The organism is Bradyrhizobium ottawaense (assembly GCF_002278135.3).
GTDB classification, from domain to species: Bacteria; Pseudomonadota; Alphaproteobacteria; order Rhizobiales; family Xanthobacteraceae; genus Bradyrhizobium; species Bradyrhizobium ottawaense.
In genome coordinates this window covers 2,946,336-2,969,509 of sequence record NZ_CP029425.2, presented here as the reverse complement: position 1 = coordinate 2,969,509, position 23,174 = coordinate 2,946,336, and the positions used below count along the sequence as shown (strand labels likewise).

Sequence of the window (23,174 nt, the reverse complement as noted above, 5' to 3'; positions counted from 1 at the left end):
TTAAACAATAAACAGGAGGAACCGACCCATGACGATGAAATCCCTTTTGAGCACCGCCTCGCTCGCCGTCGCGATCGCCGCATTCTCGGCCGGCGCACAGGCGCAGATCGCGATCGGGCACCTCGCCGACTATTCCGGCGGCACCTCCGACGTCGGCACGCCCTATGGCCAGGCCGTCGCCGACACCTTCGCCTGGGTCAACAAGAACGGCGGCGTCGGCGGCAAGCAGCTCAACGTCGACACCAACGACTATGGCTACCAGGTGCCGCGCGCGATCGCGCTCTACAAGAAGTGGTCGGCGCCGGACAGCAAGGTCGCCGCGATCATGGGTTGGGGCACCGCCGACACCGAGGCGCTGACCGGCTTCCTCGCTCAGGACAAGATCCCCGACATGTCCGGCTCCTATGCTGCCGCCCTCACCGATCCCGAAGGCGTCAGCGGCAAGGCCAAGCCCGCTCCTTACAATTTCTTCTACGGCCCGAGCTATTCGGACTCGCTGCGCGCGATGCTGATGTGGGCGGCCGAGGACTGGAAGGCCAAAGGCAAGTCCGGCAAGCCGAAATTCGTGCACATGGGCGCCAACCATCCCTATCCGAACGCGCCGAAGGCCGCCGGTGAAGCGATGGCGCAGGAGCTCGGCTTCGAGGTGCTGCCGCCGCTGGTGTTCGCGCTCGCGCCGGGCGACTACAGCGCCCAGTGCCTGAGCCTGAAATCCTCGGGCGCCAACTACGCCTATCTCGGCAACACCGCGGCGTCCAACATCTCGGTGATGAAGGCCTGCAAGACCGCCGGCGTCGAGATCCAGTTCATGGGGAATGTCTGGGGCATGGACGAGAACGCCGCCAAGACGGCCGGAGATGCCGCTAACGGCGTGATCTTCCCCTTGCGCACCGCGGTGAGCTGGGGCGGCGACGCGCCCGGCATGAAGACGCTGATGGAGATCTCGAAGATGTCCGACGCCAGCGGCAAGGTCTACCGTCCCGTGCACTACGTCGCGGCGGTCTGCTCTGCGCTGTACATGAAGGAGGCGATCGACTGGGCTGCCAAGAACGGCGGCGCTACCGGAGACAACGTCGCCAAGGGCTTCTACCAGAAGAAGGATTGGGTGCCGGCCGGCATGGAAGGCGTCTGCAATCCCTCGACCTGGACCGACAAGGACCATCGCGGCACGCTGAAGGTCGATCTCTATCGCACCAGGGTTTCTGGCGCGACCGACGGCGACCTCAACGACCTCATGGCCAAGGGCACGATCAAGCTCGAGAAGGTCAAGACCGTCGAGCTGCCGCGCAAGCCGGAATTGCTGGGCTGGTGAGCGCCTGATCTGACCGTCGTTCCGGGGCGCCTCGAAGAGGCGAACTATGGTGCGCAATTGCGCACCTGAGAACCTCGAGATTCCGGGTTCGGTCCTGCGGACCGCCCCGGAATGACGGAAGAAGCTCTGACGACAGCGGAGAATGAAGACGCATGACCGACACCCTCGAAGCATCCCGCAGCAAGCCGACCGCCGTGCCGCCCGCCGCCCTGCTCGCAGTGCGCAACATCGAAGTGGTCTATGACGACGTCATCCTGGTGCTGCGCGGCCTCAGCCTCGACGTACCCAAGGGTGCGATCGTGGCGCTGCTGGGCGCCAACGGCGCCGGCAAATCGACGACGCTGAAGGCGATCTCGGGGCTGCTCAAGACCGAGGACGGCGAGGTCACACGCGGCGAAATCGTGTTCGATAATGAGCGGATCAACGGCATCGACCCCGACAAGATCGTCCGCCGCGGCATCTTCCAGGTGATGGAGGGTCGGCGCATCGTCGCCGACATGACCTCGCTGGAGAACCTCAAGCTCGGCGCCTTCACCCGCAGGGACCGCGAGGTCGATGCCGATCTCGACATGGTCTTCAACTATTTCCCGCGCCTGAAGGAACGCACCGGCCTTGCCGGCTATCTCTCCGGCGGCGAGCAGCAGATGCTCGCGATCGGCCGCGCGCTGATGGCGCGCCCGAAGATGATCCTGATGGACGAGCCGTCGATGGGCCTGTCGCCGCTGCTGGTGAAAGAGGTGTTCTCCATCATCCAGAAGATCAACCGCGACCTCGGCGTCACCATCCTCCTCGTCGAGCAGAACGCCCGCGCCGCGCTGTCGGTGGCGAGCCACGGCTACATCATGGAGCAGGGCAAGGTCGTGCTCGACGGCACCGCCGACGAATTGCGCGACAACGAGGACGTCAAGGAATTCTACCTCGGCGGGGCCGGCGACCAGCGCAAGAGCTTCAAGAACCTCAAGAGCTTCAAGCGGCGCAAGCGCTGGCTCTGAACTTTTAGGGTTCGAGCACCTGCTCCGCTTCCGTGACCGCGCAGAGAACATGATAGAACGACGACGCAGGAATGGTGTCGATCAGCGATTTGCCGTCGCGATCGAACTGGTCGTACCAGCCGCCCCTCACGGGATGGCTGAGATAATGCCGTTCGAGCCGCACCAGCGCCGCGCGCGCCTCGTCCGCCGCGCCCGCCTCGCCGGATTCGGCCTGCGCGATCCACGCCTTCGCGATCTCGGTCTGCGGCCACAGCCGGCGCGCGCTGCGGCGGATATTGCCGATGTCGTCGCCTTCGTCGACCAGGCAGCCCGTGGCCTCGTCGCGATAGCGCATCGAGGTCGCAAGCAACTCGGCACGCCGCTGTCCAGTCGGGCATCCCGTGATGCGCTCGAACCCCTTCAGCAGCCAGACCCATTCCGCCTGGTGGCCGGGCTCGACGCTGACCGGCTCGATCTTCGACCAGTCTTCCTCGAAATACTCGGTCAGGATGCGCTTCTGCTTGTCGTAGAGATTGGCCAGGAACAGCGCGAAGAACTCGCCCGCACGGTTCTGGAACGACAGGTCGTGGGTCGCGTCGAAACACGCGATCATCGCCTCGAACAGATGCATGTGCGGGTTCTGCCGGCGCGGCAGCGACACCGGAAGGCCTTCGTGCACGCCTCCATGCGGCGAGCGGAGATGGCTGTCGAGGAAAGCGAGCAGCGCGTCGATCTCGGCACGAACCTGCGCGTCCTGGTCGAGCGTGTAGACGGTCGCGAGCGCAAACAGGATGAAAGCGTGGTCGTAGGCATCGCGCCGGCCGTCCAGCACCGCACCTTCCGGCGTCAGCCGGTGCACATAGCCCGGCCGGCCGTCGGGCGCTTTGGCTTTGCTGAGCAGATGCTCCAGCCCCTTCAGCGCGATGGCGCGGCCCTCAGGGTACCAGCCCATTTGCGCGGCCTTCGCGTAGCAATAGATCTGCCGGGCCTGCACGAACACGCGCCGTGGCGCGGCCGCATCCGCGGCTCCGTCGCGGTGCAGCCGGTCGATGAAGCCGCCTGCGGCAGGATCCCAGCCGACGGTCGACCACAGCGGCAGCGCCTCCTCGATCATGCGGCGCTTCAGGCGCGCGACGACGTCCGTCGCCTCCTCCGCCGCAATGATTCCTTCGTCCGCCATCGCGTCCTCTCCAGGCCTCGCCGATCGCCGTCTGATACCCACGCCAGCGGCGGCGCGCAACGGATGCCAACACGGAAAGAACAGCCATGACCGCCCACTACGATGCCCGCGAGACGCGCGAACAAGCCGCCCGCGAGGCCGATCTGTTCTCCCGCCTGCCGGAGGTGCTGCGAGCCGCGATGGCCGCCCCGGCCTATGCCGAGCGGCTGAGAGGTCTCGATCCCGCCGCCGTGACCTCCCGGGAGGCGCTGGCGGGCCTGCCGGTATTGCGCAAGTCGGAACTGCCCGCCCTGCACAAGGCCTCGGCGCCCTTCGGAGGCTTCGTGGCGTCGGCGCCGGGGTCGTTTGCCCGCCTCTTCACCTCCCCAGGGCCCATTTTCGAACCGGAGGGGCGGCAGGCCGATCCCTGGCGCGGCGCAAGGGCGTTGTTCGCGGCCGGGTTCCGACCCGATGACATCGTCCTCAACACCTTCAGCTACCATCTCACCCCCGGCGGCTTCATTTTCGATGCCTCAGCGCGCGCGCTCGGCTGCGCCGTGATCCCGGCAGGGCCCGGCAACACCGAACAGCAATTCGAGCTGATCGAGGCCTACCGCCCGGTCGGTTACAGCGGCACGCCGGACTTCCTGAAGATATTGCTCGATGCCGCAGCGAGTTCGGGACGGGACGTCTCCTCGATCAAGCGCGCACTGGTTTCCGGGGCGGCGTTCCCGCCCTCGCTGCAGGCCGAGATCAAGGCGCGCGGCATCGATGCCTACCAAGCCTTCGGCACCGCCGATCTCGGCCTCATCGCGTTCGAGACCGAGGCGCGCGAGGGCATGGTCGTGAACGAGGATCTGATCATGGAGATCGTCAAGCCCGGCACCGGCGATCCCGTTGCGCCGGGCGACGTCGGCGAGATCGTGGTGACGTCGCTCGATCCGCACCATCCCTGGATCCGGCTCGCCCTCGGCGACCTCACCGCAGCGCTGCCGGGCCCAAGCAAGTGCGGCCGCACCAACATGCGCATCAAGGGTTGGATGGGCCGCGCCGACCAGACCACCAAGGTCAAGGGCATGTTCATCCGTCCCGAACAGATCGCCGAGATCGGCAAGCGTCATTCTGCGCTCGGAAGACTGCGCCTCGTCGTCACACGGCAGGGCGAGACCGACGCAATGACGCTGAAGGCGGAAACGGCGGCCACGAGTGACGCCCTGCGCGAGGAGATTGCGACCAGCTTGCGCGCCGTGACGAAACTCGGCGGAAGCGTCGAGTTCGTCAATCCCGGCGCGCTGCCGAACGACGGCAAGGTGATTGCGGACGAACGCTAGTCTCAGCCCGACTTCGAGAGCCGATAGTTACCGAGATACAAGACGTCCAGCCCCGAGCAGAAATAGGTGTGCAGCGCCTCCAGCGGTGCGTTCACCGTCGGCTGCTCGTTGATGTTGAGGCTGGTGTTGATCAGAACCGGCAACGAGGTCGCCTTCGCGAACTCGCCGATCAGGCGGCTGTAGAGCGGGTTGCTGTCCGCATGGACGCTCTGGATGCGCGCGGTGTTGTCGACGTGGACCACCGCGGGCATGGTCTCGGCAACCTTCTGATTGACCGGGAACGTCACCACCATGAAGGGCGCGTCGAACGTGTCCTCGAAATACTCGGCCTGACTTTCGTACAGCACGGACGGACAGAACGGGCGGAATTCCTCGCGATATTTGATGGTGAGGTTGATGCGGTCCTTCATGCCCGCATGCCTGGGATCGGCCAGGATCGAGCGGTTGCCGAGCGCGCGCGGGCCATACTCCATCCGCCCCTGGAACCAGCCGACCGTCTTCTGCTCGGTCAAATCGGTGACGCAGCGCGACACGGGATCGTCGAGCAGCTCGAACCGCGCGCCGATCTTGTCCAGCATCTCCCGGATCGTGTCGTTGGAATATTCCGGTCCCCAATAGGCGTGCGTCAGCGGCGCGATGGCGTGGCCCGCCTCCGCGCATTTCATCATCGCGGCGCCGAGCGCCACGCCGGCATCATGCGGCACCGGCGGAACGTAGAGACGCTTGACGGACGGCTCGGCCGCAATCTCCATGTTCATCTTGCAGTTCAGCCCGACGCCGCCGGCGATGCAGACATCACCGCAGCCGGTCTCGGCAATCGCTGTGCGGATCACCTCGGTGGTGACGATCTCGAGCTGCTTCTGGCCGCTTGCGGCGATGTTGGTCAACCGCTGATCGAGCGGCTGACCGCGCAGCCGTCGCGGTCCCAGAATCTCCTCCATCTTCTCGGTGAAGATGCGCTCCTGCCGTGTCGAGAAATCGCTGGTGAAGATCTCGGCGTCGCGCCTGCGCTTGTCGAGCTCGGGATCGAGCTCGTAATTGATGCCGTTCGGACGCAGCAGCTTGGCGAACTTGTCGAGATAGTCCGGGCTGCCATAGGACGACAGGCCCATGACCTTGTACTCGTCATTGGTCATCTGATAGCCGAGATACTGCGTCAGCATCCCGTAATAGAGCCCGAGACTGTTGTTGCGGCCGAACCGCGTCAGCACGCGGAAGTCGTTGCCGCGCGCATGGGCGACGAGACCGGAGCTGGAATCGCCCGAGAAATCGAAGCAGGCTACGGTCGCCTCCGAGAAACCGGAGCCGTAGAACGAGCTCGCGGCATGACAGAGGTGATGGTCGTAGAGCTCGATCTTCGGGCTGTGGCCGAACTGATACTTGAAATATTCGGTGAGACGCTGCGTGTAGTTGGTGTAGGTCTTCAGCGGCGAGCAGATCCAGTCGACGTCGCGCATGGTGATGCCGGCCTGCTTCAGGCAGAAGCCGATCGCCCCGCGCGGCAGCTCGCCGCGCGCATGTTTGGCCAGCGTGAAGCGCTCCTCCTCGGCAGCAGCGATCAGCTCCCCGTCGCGCAGCAAAACCGCTGCACCGTCGTGATGCCCGTGCTTGATCCCCGAGCTGATTCCGATCACATACATGTCGCCTGGACCCCTCGGGAGCCTTCTATAGAAACCGCGGCCAATGTAAATCGGCCCCGGCCCGACGGAAGCGCTCGACGCCGGCCATTTTGGCCCGATGCCGCCGGGCGCAGGAACCTTGCATCGCCCCTGCCGCTCCCGTATTACCAACCCTGCTGCGATATGGCCTGGAATTGGCCCTTCCTGGACCCCGAAACGTGCTTGAACGAACTCTCGTCACCATCGCCGAGACCGAGACCATTGAGGAAGCCTTCCGGCGCCTGAATGCGAACATGCTCGGCATCCTGTTTGCCCAGGACTCAAGCGGACGAATCATCGGCGCCGTGACCGACGGCGACATCCGCAGGCGCATGCTGACCGGCACCACGATCCAGGACCGGGTTGCGACCTGCATCAATCGCAACTTCGTCTCCGCGAGGGCCGGCGGTCCGCGCGAGCAGATCCTCAAATTGCTCGATCAGCGCGTGCACGTGGTGCCGATCCTCGATGGTGAAGGCCGGCTCGTCGACGTGTTCAGCCGCGAGCTGTTCAATTTGTCCGAAGAGAGCGAGGTGTTCGCTCGCGCCCGCTCGCCGGTGCGGATCAGCTTCTCCGGCGGCGGCACCGACCTGACGCACTATTTCGTCGAAAATGACGGCGGCGCGGTCATCAACGCCACGATCAAGATGTACGCTCATGCGACGCTGCGGCGCCGGAGCGATTCCAGCATCCGGATCTATTCGCACGATTTCCGCAGCACGATCGAGGCCGACAATCTCGCAGAGCTCGGAACCGACGGGAATCTTGCACTGATCAAGTCCGTCGTGCGCCTGATCAAGCCGACTTACGGGTTCGAGCTCGAGGTCTCCGCCGACTTCCCGGTCGGCTCCGGCCTCGGCGGCTCGGCCGTGGTCACATCCGCCATCATCGGCTGCTTCAACGAATTCCGCGGCGACCAGTGGGACCGCCACGAGATCGCGGAGATGGCGTTCCAGGCCGAGCGGCTGATGCTCAACATCCCCGGCGGCTGGCAGGACCAGTACGCCACCGTGTTCGGCGGCTTCAATCACATGGAGTTCTTCTCCGACCAGAACACCATCGTGCCGCTGCGTCTCGACCCCAACATCATCGCCGAGCTCGAGGAGAGCCTGGTGCTCTGCTACACCGGCTCGGGCCGAGATTCCGGCGCCATCCACCGCGATCAGAAGGCACAGCACGAGACCAGCGACGCTGTCGCTGCGGCCGCCAAGCAGAAGGAAGTGACGCGCGACATCCGGCGGCATCTCCTGCGCGGCCAGCTCCTGGAATGCGGCCGGCTGATCGACGACGCCTGGCACGCCAAACGGAAGCTGAGCTCGAAGATCTCGTCGGACGCGATCGATGCGATCTACGATTTCGCCAAGCAGCATGGCGCGGTCGGCGGCAAGCTGCTGGGCGCCGGCGGCGGCGGTTACTTCATGTTCTTCGTACGTCCGTTCGAGCGCTACCAACTCATCGCCGCGCTGGAACAACAGGGGCATAGCTGTTCGCGCATCATGTTCGAAGAGAACGGGCTGCGAACGTGGAAGTCGCGCTTTCCCGCGCGATTTGCCTGACGGATATGAGACGAGAATGTTGATGACATCGCCCAAACAGCCTGCTCCGGTCCGCATCGGCAACCGTCTTCTGGCCGATGGCGAGCCCTGCTACGTCATTGCCGAGATCGGCAACAACCACAATGGCGACTTCGACCGCGCCATTGCGCTGGTCGATGCCGCGGTCGCGGCCGGTGCCGATTGCGCCAAGTTCCAGATGCGCAAGCTCGACGAGGTCTATCGTGCGTCGAGTCTGTCCGGAAAGGACGACGACCTCGCAGTCGAATACACGCTCGATCTGTTGCGCCGCTTCGAGCTTCCGACGGCGCAGCAGAAGAAGATCGCCGAATATTGCGCGGCCAAGGGCATCCAGTATCTCTGTACGCCCTGGGACGCGAGTAGTGTCGCCGTGCTCGAAGGTTTCGGCGTGCAGGCCTACAAGGTCGCCTCGGCCGACCTCACCAACCTGCCGCTGCTCGCGCGCCTCGCCGCCACTGGCAAGGCGCTGATCGTCTCGACCGGCATGAGCACCTCGGACGAGATCAAGGCCGCGGCGAAATTCCTCGACGAGCGCAACGCCGGCTACGTGCTCCTGCATTGCCAGAGCACCTATCCGGCCGCGCTCCACAACATCCATCTGCGTTTCATGGAAACGCTGCGCGAGATTCATCCGGTCGTCGGCTATTCCGGCCACGAGCGTGGCATTGCCGTCTCGACCGCCGCGGTGGCGCTCGGCGCCGTCGTGATCGAACGCCACATCACCCTCGACCGGGAGATGGAAGGTCCGGACCATGCTGCAAGCCTGGAGCCGGAGGAATTCAAGGGTCTCGTCTCGGGCATCCGCGAGGTGGAGGCGGCGCGCGGCGAAAAGCGGGCCGAGCGCGCGCTGAGCCAGGGCGAATTGATCAACCGCGAAAACCTGGCCAAGAGCCTGGTGGCCGCGCGCGACCTTTCGGCCGGCACCGTGATCTCCGAAGCCGACATCGCGGTGAAGAGCCCGGGACAGGGCCTGTCGCCGCTGAAGATGCCGGCGCTGCTCGGCCGCAAGCTGACGCGGACGATGGCGGCCGACGACTATTTCTTCCAGAGCGACCTCGACGAAGGCGCCGCAAAAGCACGGCGCTACCGCTTCGACCGTCCGTGGGGCGTGCCGGTGCGCTATCACGACGCCGAGCGCTTCCTGGAGGTCTGCCAGCCCGACATCATCGAATTCCATCTCAGCTACAGCGACATGGAGCGCGATCCCGCGGCGTATCTGTCCGGCACCTACGATCTCGGCTTCGTCGTGCATGCGCCGGAGTTGTTTGCCGGCTCCAAGCTGATGGACCTGGCGACGCCCGACGAGGCGCTGCGGCGCTATTCGCTGGAGCAGACCCAGGCGGTGATCGACATTACCCGCGGCTTGAAGAAGTACTTCCCCAAGACCAAGCGCCCACCCATCGTCGCCAATATCGGCGGCTTCACCATGGACGAGCCGCTGCCGCCGGAGGAGAAGGCCGAGCGCTACCGCATCTTCGCGCAGAGCTTGACCGAGCTCGACATGGACGGCGTCGAGCTGACGCCGCAAACCATGGCGCCGTTCCCCTGGCATTTCGGCGGCCAGCGCCACCAGAATATCTTCATCTTCCCGGACGAGTCCGCCGCATTCTGCGCCAAGCATAACTTGCGCATGTGCGTCGACATCTCGCACACGAAACTCGCCGCCAATCATTTCGGCTTCGACTTTGCGAAAGGCCTCGCCCAGCTCGGGCCGCACACCGCGCATCTGCATTTCGGCGACGCCAAGGGGCTCGACGGCGAGGGTCTTCAGATCGGCGAAGGCGAGATCGATTTCGACGACATCGGACAGGTGCTGCGCAAGCACGCGCCGGGCGCTTCCTTCATTCCGGAGATCTGGCAAGGCCACAAGAACATGGGCGAAGGTTTCTGGACCGCGCTCGAGCGTCTCGAGGGACACATCTGATGGCACGCAAGACGCTGGCCGTGATCGCCGCGCGCGGCGGCTCGAAGGGCATCCCGCACAAGAACCTGCTCGATCTCTGCGGCAAGCCGCTGATCGCCTGGACGGTCGAACAGGCACGCGCCGCACGCGGCGTCGATGTGGTAGCCGTGTCTTCGGACAGCGACCAGATCCTCGCCGCGGCTGAAGCCGCCGGCGCGGTCGGCGTGCGGCGCCCCGACGACATTTCCGGCGACCTCGCCTCCTCCGAATCTGCCTGGCTGCATGCGCTCGATGCGACCGATGCGCGGATGGGACGGTTCGAACGGATCGTCGCGCTCCAGGCGACATCGCCGATCCGCGAACCGGGCGACATCGAGAACGCGCTTGCGACCTTCGATCGCGATCATCTCGACAGCCTGCTCTCGGTTTGCGAGGTCGAGGATTATTTCAACTGGCATATCGGCGCGAACGGACCGGAGCCGATCAACTACGATTATCGCAACCGCCGCATGCGGCAGCAGATCGAGAAGCGCTATCTGGAGAACGGTTCGTTCTACGTCCTGATCCCATCCCTCCTGCGCGAGCAGAATAACCGTCTCGGCGGCAAGATCGGCTTTCACGTGATGGAACGTCACAAGATGTTCCAGATCGACCGTCCCGAGGACGTCAAGCTTTGTGCCGCCATCATGCGCAGTTACGGCTATGCCTGATCTCAGGGCCTTCTCGCTCAAGGACAAGATCGCGGTGGTGACCGGCGCCTCGCGCGGCATTGGCGCGGCCATCGCGACCGGCCTGCAGGATGGCGGCGCTACGGTGTTCGGCCTCAGCCGTTCCGGGACCGCGCCGCAAGGTGTGGCCGCGCTTGCCTGCGATCTCTCCGACGACAAGGCGATCGAAAGCGCGTTCCGCACGATCGCGGCGCAAGGCGGCCGCATCGACGCATTGGTCAACGCCGCCGGCATCAGCCTGCCCCCGCAAAGCGCCGAAAGCGAGCTCGCGCGCTTCCGCGCCACGGTCGCGACTGACCTCACCGGCGTCTACGCCACCATCCTCGCCGCCTATCCCCTTTTGAAAGAGGCGGGCTCGGCCGCGATCGTCAACGTCACCAGCATCAATTCGATCCGCGGTTTTCCCGGCAATCCAGGCTACGTGGCGGCGAAGGCGGGTCTTGCCGGGCTGACGCGCGCCCTCGCCGCCGACTACGCGCCCGACGGCATCCGCGTCAACGCGCTTGCGCCGGGCTATGTCGCGACCGAGATGACTGCGAAGAGCTTTGCCGACCCAGTCATGCACGAAGAGAGACGCCGTCACACCATGCTCGGCCGCTGGGGACAGCCCGCCGACATGGTGGGAGCCGCCGTCTTCCTGGCGTCGGAAGCCTCCGCCTATGTGACCGGCCAGGAGATCTTCGTCGACGGCGGCTGGATCGCCAAGGGCCTCGCCATCAGTTCGGATAGCAAATCGTGACCGCAACGCTGCAACGCATCGGCTTCATGCAAGGACGGCTGTCGGCCCTGGTCGACGGCAAGATCCAGGCGTTCCCCTGGGACGAGTGGCGAAACGAGTTTCCCCGCGCGAAGGAGCTCGGCCTGCCGCGGATGGAATGGACCATCGACCAGGAACGGCTGCGCGAGAACCCGCTGACGACCGAGCCGGGACAGCAGGAGATTCTGGCGCTGTCGCGCGAGAACGGCGTGCGCATCCCGAGCCTGACCGGCGACTGCTTCATGCAGGCACCGTTCTGGAAGGTCGATGCCGTCGTGCGCGACGTACTCGTCGCCGACCTCGATCTCCTGATCGCCGCCTGCAGCCGCATCGGCATCGAATTCGTCGTGATCCCGCTGGTCGACAACGGCAAGATCGAGCGCGAGAGCGAGCGCGATACGTTGATGCGTGTGCTGCTCGCACGCTCCGAGCAGTTGAAAAGAAGAAACGTCAAGATCGTCTTCGAATCCGATCTTCCGCCGGGCGAGCTTGCCCGGTTCATGGAACCGTTCCCGGCCGAAATTTTCGGCATCAACTACGACAGCGGCAACAGCGCTTCGCTCGGCTATGACAGCGACGAGGAGATCGCCGCCTACGCGCCGCGCATTCTCAACGTGCACGTCAAGGACCGCATTCGCGGCGGCACCACCGTGCCGCTCGGCACCGGCAACGCCGACCTTGCCAAGACGATCCGGCTGATCGAGCGCTCCGGCTACAAGGGCCAGTACATCCTGCAAACCGCACGCGCGGCCGACGGCGACCATGCGGGCGCACTGGCGAAATATCGCGACATGACGGTCGGCTGGATCGAGGACGCGGTGCGATGAAGCTCGATCTGACCGATCGTGTCGCGCTCGTCACCGGCGCCAGCCGCGGGATCGGGCTTGCGATCGCGACGACGCTCGCCGCTGAAGGCGCAAAAGTCGCGCTCGCGGCACGTGGTGCCGAGGCGCTGAACACCGCGCGCACGAGCGTTGGGGGCATCTCGTCCGTCCACGTCGCCGACGTCACTGACCCCGCCGCTGCGAAAGCACTGGTCGAGGACGTGGAGAAGCAATGGGGCCGGCTCGATATCCTCGTCAGCAATGTCGGCAGCGGCGCCTCCGTGCCGCCCGGCAAGGAAACCGCAGCGGAATGGTCGCGGGTGATGGACCTCAATCTGTTCGCCGCGACCAACATGATCGAGGCCGCCCGGCCGCTGATGGCGCGCGGCAGCGGCGACCGCGCCATCGCCTGCATCTCCTCGATCGCAGGCATGGCGGCGCTTGGCGCGCCCGTCACTTACCATGCGGCGAAAGCCGCGCTGAATGCGACCGTGCGCGGTCTGGCGCGGCCTCTGGCGCTCGAAGGCATTCGCATCAATGCGGTTGCGCCGGGCAACATCCTGTCGGCGGACGGCACCTGGGCGCGCAAGCTTGCGGAAAACAGTGCCGCGGTCGAGGAAATGCTCGTGCGCGACGTGGCGCTGCGCCGCCTGGGCAAGCCGGAGGAGATAGCCGACCTCGTCGCTTTTCTCGTCTCGCCCCGCGCGGCATTCATCACCGGCAGCATCATGGTCGCCGACGGCGGCCAGTTGCGGTAGCTGAACAGGAGCCTTCGAATGGCAAGCCCGTCTTCGCGCTATGACCTGACCGGCCGCACCGCGCTCGTGACCGGCGCAGGCGGCCTGCTCGGGCGGCAGCATGTCGCCGCCCTTACAGAGGCAGGTGCACGCGTCGTCGTCACCGACGTCGGGCTTCCTCAAGCCGAAGCCGCTGTCGCCGCACTCAAGCAGACCGCGCCGTCCTCAGATCTGATCGCGCTCGAGATCAACGTCACCTCGCTCGACTCGGTTCGCGCCGCCAACGAGCAGCTGGCAGACCGCGGCCTCACCGTCGACATCCTCGTCAACAACGCCGCGATCGATCCGAAGGTGACGTCGAGCCCGGGCGTCATGCACTCCTCGCGCTTCGAGGCGTTTCCGGTGCCGCAATGGCAAACCGAAATTGCCGTCGGCCTGACCGGCGCGATGCTGTGCGCGCAGGTGTTCGGCGGCGAGATGGCCAAACGGGGCCGTGGCGTGGTCCTCAACATCGCCTCCGATCTCGGCGTGATCGCGCCGGACCAGCGGCTCTACCGCCAGCCGCAGGTGACGCGCGAAGAAGAACAGCCGGTGAAGCCCGTGACCTATTCGGTGATCAAGCACGGCTTGATCGGGCTGACGAAATATCTGGCAACCTACTGGGCCGATCACGGCGTGCGCGTCAACGCGATCTCGCCGGGGGGCGTCTTCAACAACCAGGACCCGGCCTTCGTCGAACGACTGACGCGCTTGATCCCGATGGGGCGGATGGCCGATGTCGACGAATATCGCGCGGCAGTGCAGTTCCTCTGCTCGGACGCCTCGAGCTACATGACCGGGCAGAATCTCGTCATGGATGGCGGGCGGAGCGTCTGGTAGCCACGCGGAGCATGAGGATGGCGAGACCGCACTCGCCGCCCCTTCAGCGATGATCCAGGGCAGCACCGGCCTCAGCCGCTACCGGCTTGCGCCTCGCTCTTGCCTTCCAGCAATTTCCCAAGCCCTTCACTAGCCACGAAGACGAGCCCCGCGAGCCCAGGTATGATGAGCCGGGTCTCGGAGAAATCCGCTATGAAAAAGACGAGCCCCACATGGATCAAGCAAGCCGAACCGACTACGGCGATCGTCCGGGTCAAGGCAAATGTCCTCACGATCGCGATCACGAGCACGGGACTGGCGATCGCCACCACGAGCTTCATGGCTAGAAGATTGCCGACGAGCTTGCTGAAGTCGCCATTGGTGACCAGGAATGACCTGTAATCCGTTCCTGGATGCATCCAGATCAGCGTCTTTGGCACGGCCAGCGAGATGCCGACCAGCAAAGCGAACACGACCCACTCCTTCAGTGTCGGCCATCGCCGCTCGAAAGCCGCGAGGGCCAGCAGCGAGAACGCCGAAGCGAACACGACATCGGTCCGCCCGAAACTGATGATCAGTCCGGAAATGATCACGGCGGGATATCGCCGCGACGTCAGCAGAAAGAGCTGCCAGAACAAGCCGCCAGCAATGAAGACGGGACCCATGCGTCCCGGGTAGATCGCGATCTGGGTGTAGAACGCAAAAGTCAGCAGACAGAGCCACGTCGCAGTCGGCGAAAGAAGCAGCGTCGCCAGCGCAAAGACGGCGAGAAACGACAGAGAATCGAACAAATAGTTGGCGATGATGTGGGTGTGGAACGTCGAGCCGCCGTGGGTGCGATCGTCGCCGAATATCTGGACGTAGGCCTCGGTAATCTTGGCGAGCAACGGCCGCATGACGCCTTCGACGGCGTCCATATGGGCAAACTCGCGCTCGTGATCGAGGCTGAACTGCAGTTGCTCACGCAGCAGGTTGGCTTCGTGCGCAGTGATGGACAACGCAAGGCAGCAACTGACGAGCAGTCCCAGTGCGACCGGATTGAAGAAGCTCCGTCTCACCTTGAACAGGAGCAGCAGCGGAACGAGCGCGACGGCCACGTAGAAGGCTATTCCGGCGTACCGCAGCAGGCCCGGGAGATAACGGTCGGATACATTCACCCAATACCAGGTGATGACCAGAACGTTCGAGATGACCCAGAACCCCAGCACCAGGCCGAGGGATGGAGTCTTCATGTGATCGTCAAACTTCAGCAAGCGGCCAAGACCGCCGGACCATGACAGCATTGCCCCGTGCTCCGACAATCGATTTCCTTGATCAATGCTGGAGAATGCCGGCGAGGTTCATGTGCGCGGGCCGCGAGTGCTCGATGCCCAGCAACGTCCGCCGATTGTCGTTCGTGCGCTGCAAGTGCAGGCTCGCGAGCGTCATTCCGGTGCAAGTGGTAACTGTGGTCCCGCGGCCGCCGAACGGCTTGAGAAAGTCGAACACGCGACTGCCGAACATGTCGACGACCGACACCTCTCGCGCACCGAGCGGCGGGATCTCGCCGAAATCGCCCTCGATCTGCTCGCCGTCCTCGCGGATCAGCTTCGACGTCGGCCGCGCCGCATGAGCATACTCTGGGTCGGAGGAGTGATTGATCAGCATCACGCTGCTGACGATGTCGCTGGTCGCAATGATCTTCGGATTGATCCCGGTGAACCCGACATGCGCCTTGAGCCTGCCTTCGTTCAAGGGCCGGGCAAACGCGCCGGTGCGGTAGATCGCGACGTTGTCCTGATCGACATAGGTCATCGAATAGCTGGCAGGCGAGGAACGGAAGCCGTCCATCCGCCCGCGCGACATCACGGCGATGACCAGATAATCGTGCTGCGGGAGCTTGAGCGAGGCGAAAAGGCGCGACAGCTCGATCTCGACGGAGGCGCCCGGCGCGTAGTCTTCCGGAAACTCGTAGGTCGCCCGGTAGTCGCCGTCGCGCGACAGGATGTGCAGCTTGAACCTGAGCTTTTTGCTGAAGCCCGAGGCGACCAGGCTGGCGAGCTCGGGAACGAGATCCTTGACCGTTTCGCGAAAATTCTTGCGCAGGCTGCCGGCGACGAGACTGCGGAGATACTTGATGTCGACCGGACGATACCAGGCAGGGATCGAAAAACCCATGCGCGACTCGACACCCGCGAAAGTCGGGAACATGAATCTGGGCTCGTAGGGCTTCCAGGGGCTGGACGAGAAACGTGTCACGGGCGCGCCCCTAAAAATGATGCAGGCTGAACTTGCCGTTGGCAAATTCATAATAGCTGAACGGACTTGCGATGTTGGTGCCCTTGAATTCCAGGGCGAAACCTTCGGCCGCACCGATCAGCCGTTCAGCCTCGGGGAAAAGGTCCAGCGTGCTGATGCGGATGGCGCCCATCGGCGCGATCTCCGGTATCTCGCGCTGACCCAATGCCGTGCCGTCCAAGGCCATGAGCCGTGCCGTCCCGACCGAGACGCCTTCGGACGCCATGCAGGAGTTCACGAGCACCACGCCGGACTCCTTCAGGAAGCGCGTGAGATAGGATTGCATCCAGGCGGAGGTCGGGAACGGCGCTGCCGCGACCGGTTCGCGCTCGTGCGACAACGTTATCGCACCGTGCTGCGAGAAATATTGTGCGTAATAGCCGGTCGTTACCTTGCGTCCGGGACGAAGCTTGGTCTCGTGCTTCGGGACCAGCGCCATCGCGACCGTTCCCGAAACGCGCGGACACAGCTCCGAAGTCTGCAATTGCAATTGTCCGTTGACGCCAAGTTCCCTGTGGAAATATCCAGCCGGCCTGCCCGCTCCGTCGAAGAGCCAGACGTGAGCATCCACCTCCGGATGATCCTTCATGAAGACCGAGAAGTAGTTGAATGCGCAGACTTCCGTCGTGACGGTCTCGTCATTGCGCAGATAGAGCACGGCGGGCGGATAGCCCCTTGCGACGGCCTCGCCAATCAGCAATTCACCGGGCATTCGACAAAACTCGGCGGGAGGGCAAGGGATCGGCACAGACCGAACCGGCCGGCGGCTTTGGACAAATCATACGCGATGTTCTTGCCCGCATGCTAAAACGTCGACGCGATTTCAGGGCCTGTTTACGCTGAGCCGACAGGAGAATCAACCGGGAACGGCGTCGCATCGAGCGGCTCCAAAGAGACGACGCGAGCACCGTCGTCACGCTCGAGATCAGCCAGTCTTTGCGGCCGCGTGGCAGCGGACAAGGCGTGGCAGCCAGACAAGATGACGCTCCGCTTCCGGTACAGGTCCCCGCGATCCTGCCAGCCCTGGAATCCTTGCATTGCCGCTGCGCCTCCCGTATGACCGAATCCGGCTACGTGACCTGGTACCCGCCTGAAAACAGGCCGGAACATCGGCCTTTCCTGGATCCACACCGTGCTTCAGCGACTGCTCCTCAGCATCACTCCAATCACGGCGTCCATTCCGCCAGGGAAACGCTGACGTGCGCTGGCAAACAAAGGCGCGGGCGTTCTCGGTGCTGTCGAATATCCCCTGGGGCGAAGGCCTGCACTACGCCCTGCAGCGCTACGTCACACGCCGGCTGCCGCGCCCCGAAAAGCAGGTCAGATCCATCTACACCCTGGCGCAGCGGCTACTGGCCGTTCACGAGCAGTACAGTTTGCGGCCACTGCAGGATTCGACCTGCTTCGAGTTCGGCGCCGGACGCGATCTGATCGTTCCGCTGGCTTTCAGCGCTCACGGGGCCCGGCGCTTCATCACCGTCGACATCGAGCGCCTGGCCAAGCTGGAGCTGATCCGCTCCAACGCCGCCATCGTTTCTCGATTGAGCGGCACTGACCACGCCGACATAAATTCCCTGGAGGACCTCGAACCTTCGTGGAGGATCGACTATCGCGCACCGGCCGATGCCCGGACGACGGGTCTGCCCGCCGCCTCGATCGACTGCGCTGTCTCCGTCGAAACGCTCGAGCATATTCCCAAGCGCGACATCGCGGCAATCTTGAAGGAGCTGCGGCGCATCATGCGTCCTGACGGACTGGTCCTCATGCAAATCGACTATGGCGACCATTTCAAAGGCTTCGATCCGTCCATCAGTTCATTCAACTTCCTGACATATTCCGATGCGGATTGGGCGCCCTTCCAGTCGCGCTTCCAATACGTCAATCGCCTGCGCCACAGCGAATATCTGCAGCTGTTCAGGGAGGCGGGGTTTCAACTGCTCAGCGACCAACCTGACCGCCGGCCGCCGGAGCGGCATATCCTGGAACGACTGGCGCCATGCTTCAAAGACTTCTCCGAAGAGGATCTTTTTACGCTCGGCTCGCTGATCGTTGGCCGCCCGGCCGACCTATCGATAGGAAACTGAAGATCGCCATTTCCCGGTTGCTTTGCCGAAGCCCATTGTAGAGACCTCGCGATGTGGACGACCACATTTGTCCTGACGCTTCTGTTCTTCCTGATGCAGCTCGGGACCGGATTTTCGATCCTGACCATTGCGTCAACGAAATTCATCGAGGTGTGCCGGCTCACGAAGGCTCAGTTCGTCGTTCTCGGATTTACGGTTGGCGCCTCCACAACGGGCATCCTGCTCGGACTGCTCTCGCTATTCGTAAACGATATGTGGCTTCAGTTCGCCGCGATGCTTGCCGTCTCCGGCTTCGGCCTTGCCTGGTCATGGCCGAACTGGCGCCCGAACTCCGGCGAGATACGCGCCGCCGCTACTTGGTGCATCCTGGCGCTGCCGATTGCGCTCCTGACATGGTGGTGGTCCTTCGGCGCATTTTCCAGCTTTCCCTACGGGGACATCGGCGCGGATGTTCACTGGATGAAGACCGCGCAAGAGTACGCCGACAGTGGCGTCATCAATCCCTACGCGGCCCAATCCTATGTCGATCTTCGTTCAGCACTGGCAGGCTCCCTCGCCGGAACGCTGGGCCTGGATCTTCTGAGATTCAGCTGGACCTATCGCTTCTTCTCGATCCTGTTCTTCCTGTTGGCGTCCTATGCCTTCGTGCAGGGTATCTATTCCACGTCTCCGCGCAAATGGATCGCCTTCTTCCTCGCCGCGACCGGCAACGCAGTCGTGTTGATGACAAACGGCAGCCTGGCTGTCGCCAGCAGCGTCGTGTTTCTCGGCGTGCTGATGAGCAATTCGAAGCGGACCGCAACCGAACTGTCGACGCGATCCGTTTTGCTGCTGGCGGTTATCGCCGGCGCGACGCTTTTGCTCGCGTTCGCATTCAACAACAACACGCTTGTACTTGCGTTGCTTATGGCCGGGCTACTCGTGGTCAGGATCCTGAGCAACACCGAAAAATATGCAGGGTTTGTCCTTCTTGGCTGGATCTGGCCGGCAACGCTGCTGCTTGCACATCGCGGCTCCTTCCTGTTCGTTCCAACCGTCCTGGCCAGTTGGCTTCTGTATCTTGCCATCGTGCGGATGATCTCCGCCTGGCCGTCCGCCAGCATCGCGACCCTGCGATTTTTGTCCTTCGCGCTGCCCCTGATCATTGGCGGAATTGTCGTCTGCGTTGCGGGAATGCGCTTCGGCTACATTCCGCAGATGAGCGCCAACGACACGTTCTCCTCGATTACGGGCCTGATCCTGGGCAGACGGATCGAGGGTGGCGAAGAGCTGTTCCTGGGCTCCGGACCACAGGTCGCCACGATCGAGCTTGGCCGGGCGATGGGGCCGCTTTTCACCATCTGCATCACACTGGGCGTTGCATGGTGGTCGATGACCCGGCCTGTCTTCCGCGGTCCCTCGGGGACGATCGGACCTCAAAGCGAAGGCTTCGCGACACTCGTGTGGTCCTGGATTGCCGGCTGCGGCCTGATGCTCGCCGTACTCTCGGGCTTCCCCTTCCTGTACCGCATCAGCACGATCATAATGTCGCTGTTCACGATCACGGCCGCTGAGACTTTTTGTCAGCTGCTGATCGATTTCAGACCTTCCCGATATCGACGGGTGCTGATTGCGGCAACCATTACGCTGTTTGCGACTGCTCTTGTGGTTCTGGTCTACGCCTTTGCCTGGCGGGCCGACCTTCCTTTTGCCGGCTACCAGGCGTTCCTGCGACCGACGGAAATCGCAGGCATCGTGCTGCTCACGATACTCGCGCTGTCGACCCTCGCCCGGTCGAGACGGATCTACGTTTACGGTCTGGTGGGGGTCGTGGGATTGGGCGTGGCGGTCGACAGGATTGGTCTGTCCGGCATTGTCAGGAGCTACAGTTACGGCGCGCTTCCCGACCGCACTGCAGTCGTTTCACACTACAACGCCGACGATCTTGAAGTCGCTCGCTGGCTCCGCGACAATCTACGAAAGGGAATCATTCTTTCGGACCCATATACGATGGGCATCGTTCAGGCGGTCACGGGCGCTCCGGCCGCCTATCTGTTCTCCAATCTGGACACTGTGAATGAAGCGGTCGCGAAGCGGACAAAATCGGTGGTGCGCACGATGCTGCAGCCTGCCGAAGGACGTCAACGGCTTGAAGACGCTTGCAGCTTGATCGCACCGCTGGTGGGAGCAATCAATTCGGAGACCTTCTTCCAGATGCGAAGGGCCGATGCTTTGGGCGGGATGATGCGATCCGTCCGCACCGTAACGGCACCGCTTCCGGAGACGGCGCAACCGTCTGCCGACGCAGGCGCCTCGGTGATCCCGGAACTCTCGGGTGAGGAAGCCAAGTCCACGATCCAGAATATCCTGGAAGCGGGTGATAACGCCTGGAACCTGGTCGCGATCATCACGCCCCGCACGATCGCCTGGACACATCTCGCAGCCAACCAGCGCCTCAGCTATTTTCCTCCCGTCGAGCCGCTCGAGCCTGCGGTCATCGATGCGTTGCGCACCGGCCCGTTTCCAGTTCTGTTTGCCAACAGGCAGGCTGCGGTCGTTCGCATTCCCTGCTCGCGCTGATATGAAGTGGACCGGACATTTGATCCTCGCATGGTCGCAGATTGGCGCTATGGCCCGCCAAACATGCTGTGAAAAGGGCACCTCATGTTGAGACAGGCCGCGATCCTCGTCGGCGGGCTGGGTACCCGGCTGGGTGAGCGCACGAAGCTGGTTCCCAAGCCGATGCTCGACGTCGGCGGACGGCCGTTTCTCGACACGCTGATCGACGAGCTGGTGCGCTATGGCGTGTTCGATGAGATTCTCCTGCTCGCGGGCCACAAGGCGGAGATGGTCGAGACGCACTACGCCGCGGCCGTCCGGGGACGGACGCGAATCGTCGTGTCGCGCGAGACCGAGCCGCTCGGCACCGGCGGCGCGCTCGTGCATGCGCGCGATCTGCTGCACGATCGTTTCCTGCTGCTCAATGGCGATTCCCTGTTCGACTTCAACCTGCTCGATCTGATCGCCCGCGCGCATGACGGGCGCGTGCGCATGGCATTGCGTGACGGCGTCGTCGGGGATCGCTACGGGCGCGTCGTGCTCGATGGTGACATGGTGCGCGACTTCATCGCCCCGGGTGCGGGTGCGACGGGACCGGTCAATGCCGGCATCTACGTCATCGACAAGTCCGTTCTCGACGACATCGCGACGCTTCCCGCTTCGCTCGAGCAGGAGATATTCCCCGGACTTGCCAAGTCCGGCGAGCTGCGTGGCACGGCCTATCGCGGTTACTTCATCGACATCGGCATTCCCGATGATTTCGCGCGTGCCGATCGCGAACTACGCCAGCAGCTGCGGCGGCCGGCCGTGTTCTTCGATCGCGACGGCGTGCTCAATCACGATTCCGGATACACGTTCGAGACGCACAAGCTTGAATGGATCGAGGGGGCACGCGAGGCCGTGAAAGCCGTCAACGATGCCGGCTATTTTGCCTTCGTGATTACCAATCAATCCGGCGTCGCACGCGGCTATTACGAGGAGCATCACGTGGTCACGCTGCACCGGTGGATGGCGGACCAGATGGCGGAGGTCGGCGCACATATCGATGCATTCGAATACTGCCCTGATCACCCCGACGGAACCGTCGCGCGCTATTGCCGCATGAGCGACCGCCGCAAGCCGGCGCCGGGCATGATCACCGACCTCGTCAGGCGCTTCCCCGTCGACATGACACGCAGCATGGTGATCGGGGACAAGGAAAGCGACATGGAAGCCGCACAGGCGGCGGGCGTTGCGGGGCACCTGTTTGAAGGCGGGAATCTGGAGACGTTCGTAAAGCAGCGCCTGAGTCCGGTGGGCGAGGCTTAGGCACGCCACGAAAACTGCTGCATCCCCGGGCATTTGGCAGCCCCCAAGCGCTGCTCTGTTGCGCGCAACCGCCAGTGTGCTATAGCGCCATCTTGTTGCGAATACTGGCTTAATCGCCTTTTGGGGTCCGGCATGGCAGATCTGAGGGACGCCCGCGTCCTCATTACCGGCAGCGACGGCTTCATCGGCTCGCACGTCGTCGAGGAGCTGGTCAAGGCCGGCGCCCGCGTCAAGGCGATCGTGTATTACAACTCCTTCAACTCCTGGGGCTGGCTCGACACGATACCGGCCGACGTCATCAAGTCCGTCGAGGTGGTCGCCGGCGACATCCGCGATCCCCATTTCATGATCGCGGCCGCGAGCGGCTGCACCGACGTGCTGCACCTGGCGGCGCTGATCGCCATCCCCTTCTCGTATGTCGCGCCCGACTCCTATGTCGAGACCAACGTGCGCGGCACCGTGAACGTGCTGCAGGCCGCGCGCATGGCCGGGGTGCGGCGCTTCGTTCAGACCTCGACCAGCGAGGTCTACGGCACCGCGCAGACGGTTCCGATCAAGGAGAGCCACCCGCTGGTCGGGCAGTCCCCCTACTCAGCCTCGAAAATCGCCTCCGACCAGATGGCGCTGTCATTCCAGGCTTCGTTCGACATGCCCGTCGTGGTGATCCGCCCGTTCAACACCTTTGGTCCGCGGCAATCGGCGCGCGCAGTGATCCCGACCGTTATCAGCCAGATCGCGACCGGCAAGCGCAAGATCCGCCTCGGCGCCGTCAGCCCGACGCGCGATTTCTCGTTCGTCACCGATACCGCGCGCGGCCTGATCGCGGGTCTCACGGCACCTGCGGAGCAAGTCGTCGGCCAGACCATCAATCTCGGCAGCGGCTTCGAGATTTCGGTCGGCGCGACCGCGCAGATGATCGCAGACGTCATGGGGACGGCGATCGAAATCGAGACCGACGAAGCGCGGCTGCGTCCCGCCAATAGCGAGGTCGAACGGCTCTGGGCCGACAATTCCAAGGCACGCCAGCAGCTCGGCTGGAGTCCGGAATTCGGCGGCATCGAGGGTATGCGCCGGGGCATGGTCAAGACGGTGAACTGGTTCACCAATCCTGCAAATCTCAGCCGCTACAAGGCTGACGTGTACAATGTCTGAGGC

Annotated in this window: 19 protein-coding genes; 14 read left to right on the top strand and 5 right to left on the bottom strand. The window is 63.8% G+C overall.

The window, feature by feature from the left end; genetic code table 11:
• Positions 1–28 precede the first annotated feature (28 nt).
• Positions 29–1,312 (top strand): ABC transporter substrate-binding protein, encoded by a 1,284-nt coding sequence (locus tag CIT37_RS14030; RefSeq protein ID WP_038971735.1) that lies wholly within the window; start codon positions 29–31, stop codon positions 1,310–1,312.
• Positions 1,313–1,464: 152 nt separating this feature from the next.
• Positions 1,465–2,304, top strand: a complete 840-nt coding sequence (locus CIT37_RS14025) for an ABC transporter ATP-binding protein (RefSeq protein WP_028143367.1) — start codon at positions 1,465–1,467, stop codon at positions 2,302–2,304.
• Between the two features lie 4 nt (positions 2,305–2,308).
• On the opposite strand, the gene CIT37_RS14020 is transcribed toward CIT37_RS14025, so the two are convergent.
• The gene (locus tag CIT37_RS14020) at positions 2,309–3,463 is read right to left on the bottom strand and encodes an AGE family epimerase/isomerase (RefSeq protein ID WP_161966401.1); all 1,155 of its coding nucleotides are present in this window, start codon (positions 3,461–3,463) and stop codon (positions 2,309–2,311) included.
• 86 nt (positions 3,464–3,549) lie between these two features.
• Between CIT37_RS14020 and CIT37_RS14015 the strand changes: the two genes are divergently transcribed.
• Entirely contained in the window at positions 3,550–4,773 is a 1,224-nt protein-coding gene (locus tag CIT37_RS14015) for a phenylacetate--CoA ligase family protein (RefSeq protein WP_028143369.1), read from the top strand.
• Between the two features lie 2 nt (positions 4,774–4,775).
• Here the strand turns inward: CIT37_RS14015 and CIT37_RS14010 are convergent, their stop codons facing one another.
• Entirely contained in the window at positions 4,776–6,413 is a 1,638-nt protein-coding gene (locus CIT37_RS14010) for a carbamoyltransferase family protein (protein WP_095425622.1), read from the bottom strand.
• A 197-nt stretch (positions 6,414–6,610) separates the two neighbouring features.
• On the opposite strand from CIT37_RS14010, the gene CIT37_RS14005 reads away from it, so the two are divergent.
• The 7 genes from CIT37_RS14005 to CIT37_RS13975 are packed head-to-tail and all read left to right on the top strand — an operon-like array spanning position 6,611 to position 13,833.
• Complete coding sequence (locus CIT37_RS14005; protein WP_095425623.1) at positions 6,611–7,987, top strand: GHMP family kinase ATP-binding protein; 1,377 nt, start codon at positions 6,611–6,613, stop codon at positions 7,985–7,987.
• A gap of 22 nt (positions 7,988–8,009) precedes the next feature.
• Positions 8,010–9,929: an N-acetylneuraminate synthase family protein gene (locus tag CIT37_RS14000; RefSeq protein ID WP_244611240.1), complete on the top strand. Its 1,920-nt coding sequence runs from the start codon at positions 8,010–8,012 to the stop codon at positions 9,927–9,929.
• The gene (locus tag CIT37_RS13995; protein ID WP_095425625.1) at positions 9,929–10,618 is read left to right on the top strand and encodes an acylneuraminate cytidylyltransferase family protein; all 690 of its coding nucleotides are present in this window, start codon (positions 9,929–9,931) and stop codon (positions 10,616–10,618) included. The genes CIT37_RS14000 and CIT37_RS13995 overlap by 1 nt, the downstream gene beginning before the upstream one ends.
• The gene (locus CIT37_RS13990; protein WP_161966400.1) at positions 10,611–11,375 is read left to right on the top strand and encodes an SDR family oxidoreductase; all 765 of its coding nucleotides are present in this window, start codon (positions 10,611–10,613) and stop codon (positions 11,373–11,375) included. The genes CIT37_RS13995 and CIT37_RS13990 overlap by 8 nt, the downstream gene beginning before the upstream one ends.
• Positions 11,372–12,220 carry a sugar phosphate isomerase/epimerase family protein gene (locus tag CIT37_RS13985; RefSeq protein ID WP_095425627.1) on the top strand — a complete coding sequence of 283 codons (849 nt, stop codon included), beginning with the start codon at positions 11,372–11,374 and terminating at the stop codon, positions 12,218–12,220. Before CIT37_RS13990 ends, CIT37_RS13985 begins: the two co-directional genes overlap by 4 nt.
• The gene (locus CIT37_RS13980; protein ID WP_095425628.1) at positions 12,217–12,975 is read left to right on the top strand and encodes an SDR family NAD(P)-dependent oxidoreductase; all 759 of its coding nucleotides are present in this window, start codon (positions 12,217–12,219) and stop codon (positions 12,973–12,975) included. The genes CIT37_RS13985 and CIT37_RS13980 overlap by 4 nt, the downstream gene beginning before the upstream one ends.
• 18 nt (positions 12,976–12,993) lie before the next feature.
• Positions 12,994–13,833 (top strand): SDR family oxidoreductase, encoded by an 840-nt coding sequence (locus CIT37_RS13975; protein WP_095425629.1) that lies wholly within the window; start codon positions 12,994–12,996, stop codon positions 13,831–13,833.
• A 71-nt stretch (positions 13,834–13,904) separates the two neighbouring features.
• On the opposite strand, the gene CIT37_RS13970 is transcribed toward CIT37_RS13975, so the two are convergent.
• The 3 genes from CIT37_RS13970 to CIT37_RS13960 all read right to left on the bottom strand — a co-directional run bounded on the left by CIT37_RS13970 (position 13,905) and on the right by CIT37_RS13960 (position 16,801).
• The gene (locus CIT37_RS13970) at positions 13,905–15,044 is read right to left on the bottom strand and encodes a hypothetical protein (RefSeq protein WP_161966399.1); all 1,140 of its coding nucleotides are present in this window, start codon (positions 15,042–15,044) and stop codon (positions 13,905–13,907) included.
• An 82-nt stretch (positions 15,045–15,126) separates the two neighbouring features.
• Positions 15,127–15,969: a hypothetical protein gene (locus CIT37_RS13965; protein WP_244611239.1), complete on the bottom strand. Its 843-nt coding sequence runs from the start codon at positions 15,967–15,969 to the stop codon at positions 15,127–15,129.
• A 91-nt stretch (positions 15,970–16,060) separates the two neighbouring features.
• Complete coding sequence (locus CIT37_RS13960) at positions 16,061–16,801, bottom strand: hypothetical protein (RefSeq protein ID WP_161966398.1); 741 nt, start codon at positions 16,799–16,801, stop codon at positions 16,061–16,063.
• Positions 16,802–17,288: 487 nt separating this feature from the next.
• Between CIT37_RS13960 and CIT37_RS13955 the strand changes: the two genes are divergently transcribed.
• The 4 genes from CIT37_RS13955 to CIT37_RS13940 all read left to right on the top strand — a co-directional run bounded on the left by CIT37_RS13955 (position 17,289) and on the right by CIT37_RS13940 (position 23,171).
• Positions 17,289–18,173: a class I SAM-dependent methyltransferase gene (locus CIT37_RS13955; protein ID WP_161966397.1), complete on the top strand. Its 885-nt coding sequence runs from the start codon at positions 17,289–17,291 to the stop codon at positions 18,171–18,173.
• Positions 18,174–18,224: 51 nt separating this feature from the next.
• Positions 18,225–20,732 (top strand): hypothetical protein, encoded by a 2,508-nt coding sequence (locus CIT37_RS13950; protein ID WP_095425633.1) that lies wholly within the window; start codon positions 18,225–18,227, stop codon positions 20,730–20,732.
• A gap of 84 nt (positions 20,733–20,816) precedes the next feature.
• Entirely contained in the window at positions 20,817–22,019 is a 1,203-nt protein-coding gene (locus CIT37_RS13945) for an HAD-IIIA family hydrolase (RefSeq protein ID WP_095425634.1), read from the top strand.
• 132 nt (positions 22,020–22,151) lie between these two features.
• The gene (locus CIT37_RS13940) at positions 22,152–23,171 is read left to right on the top strand and encodes an NAD-dependent 4,6-dehydratase LegB (RefSeq protein WP_095425635.1); all 1,020 of its coding nucleotides are present in this window, start codon (positions 22,152–22,154) and stop codon (positions 23,169–23,171) included.
• The last annotated feature ends 3 nt before the right edge of the window (positions 23,172–23,174 follow it).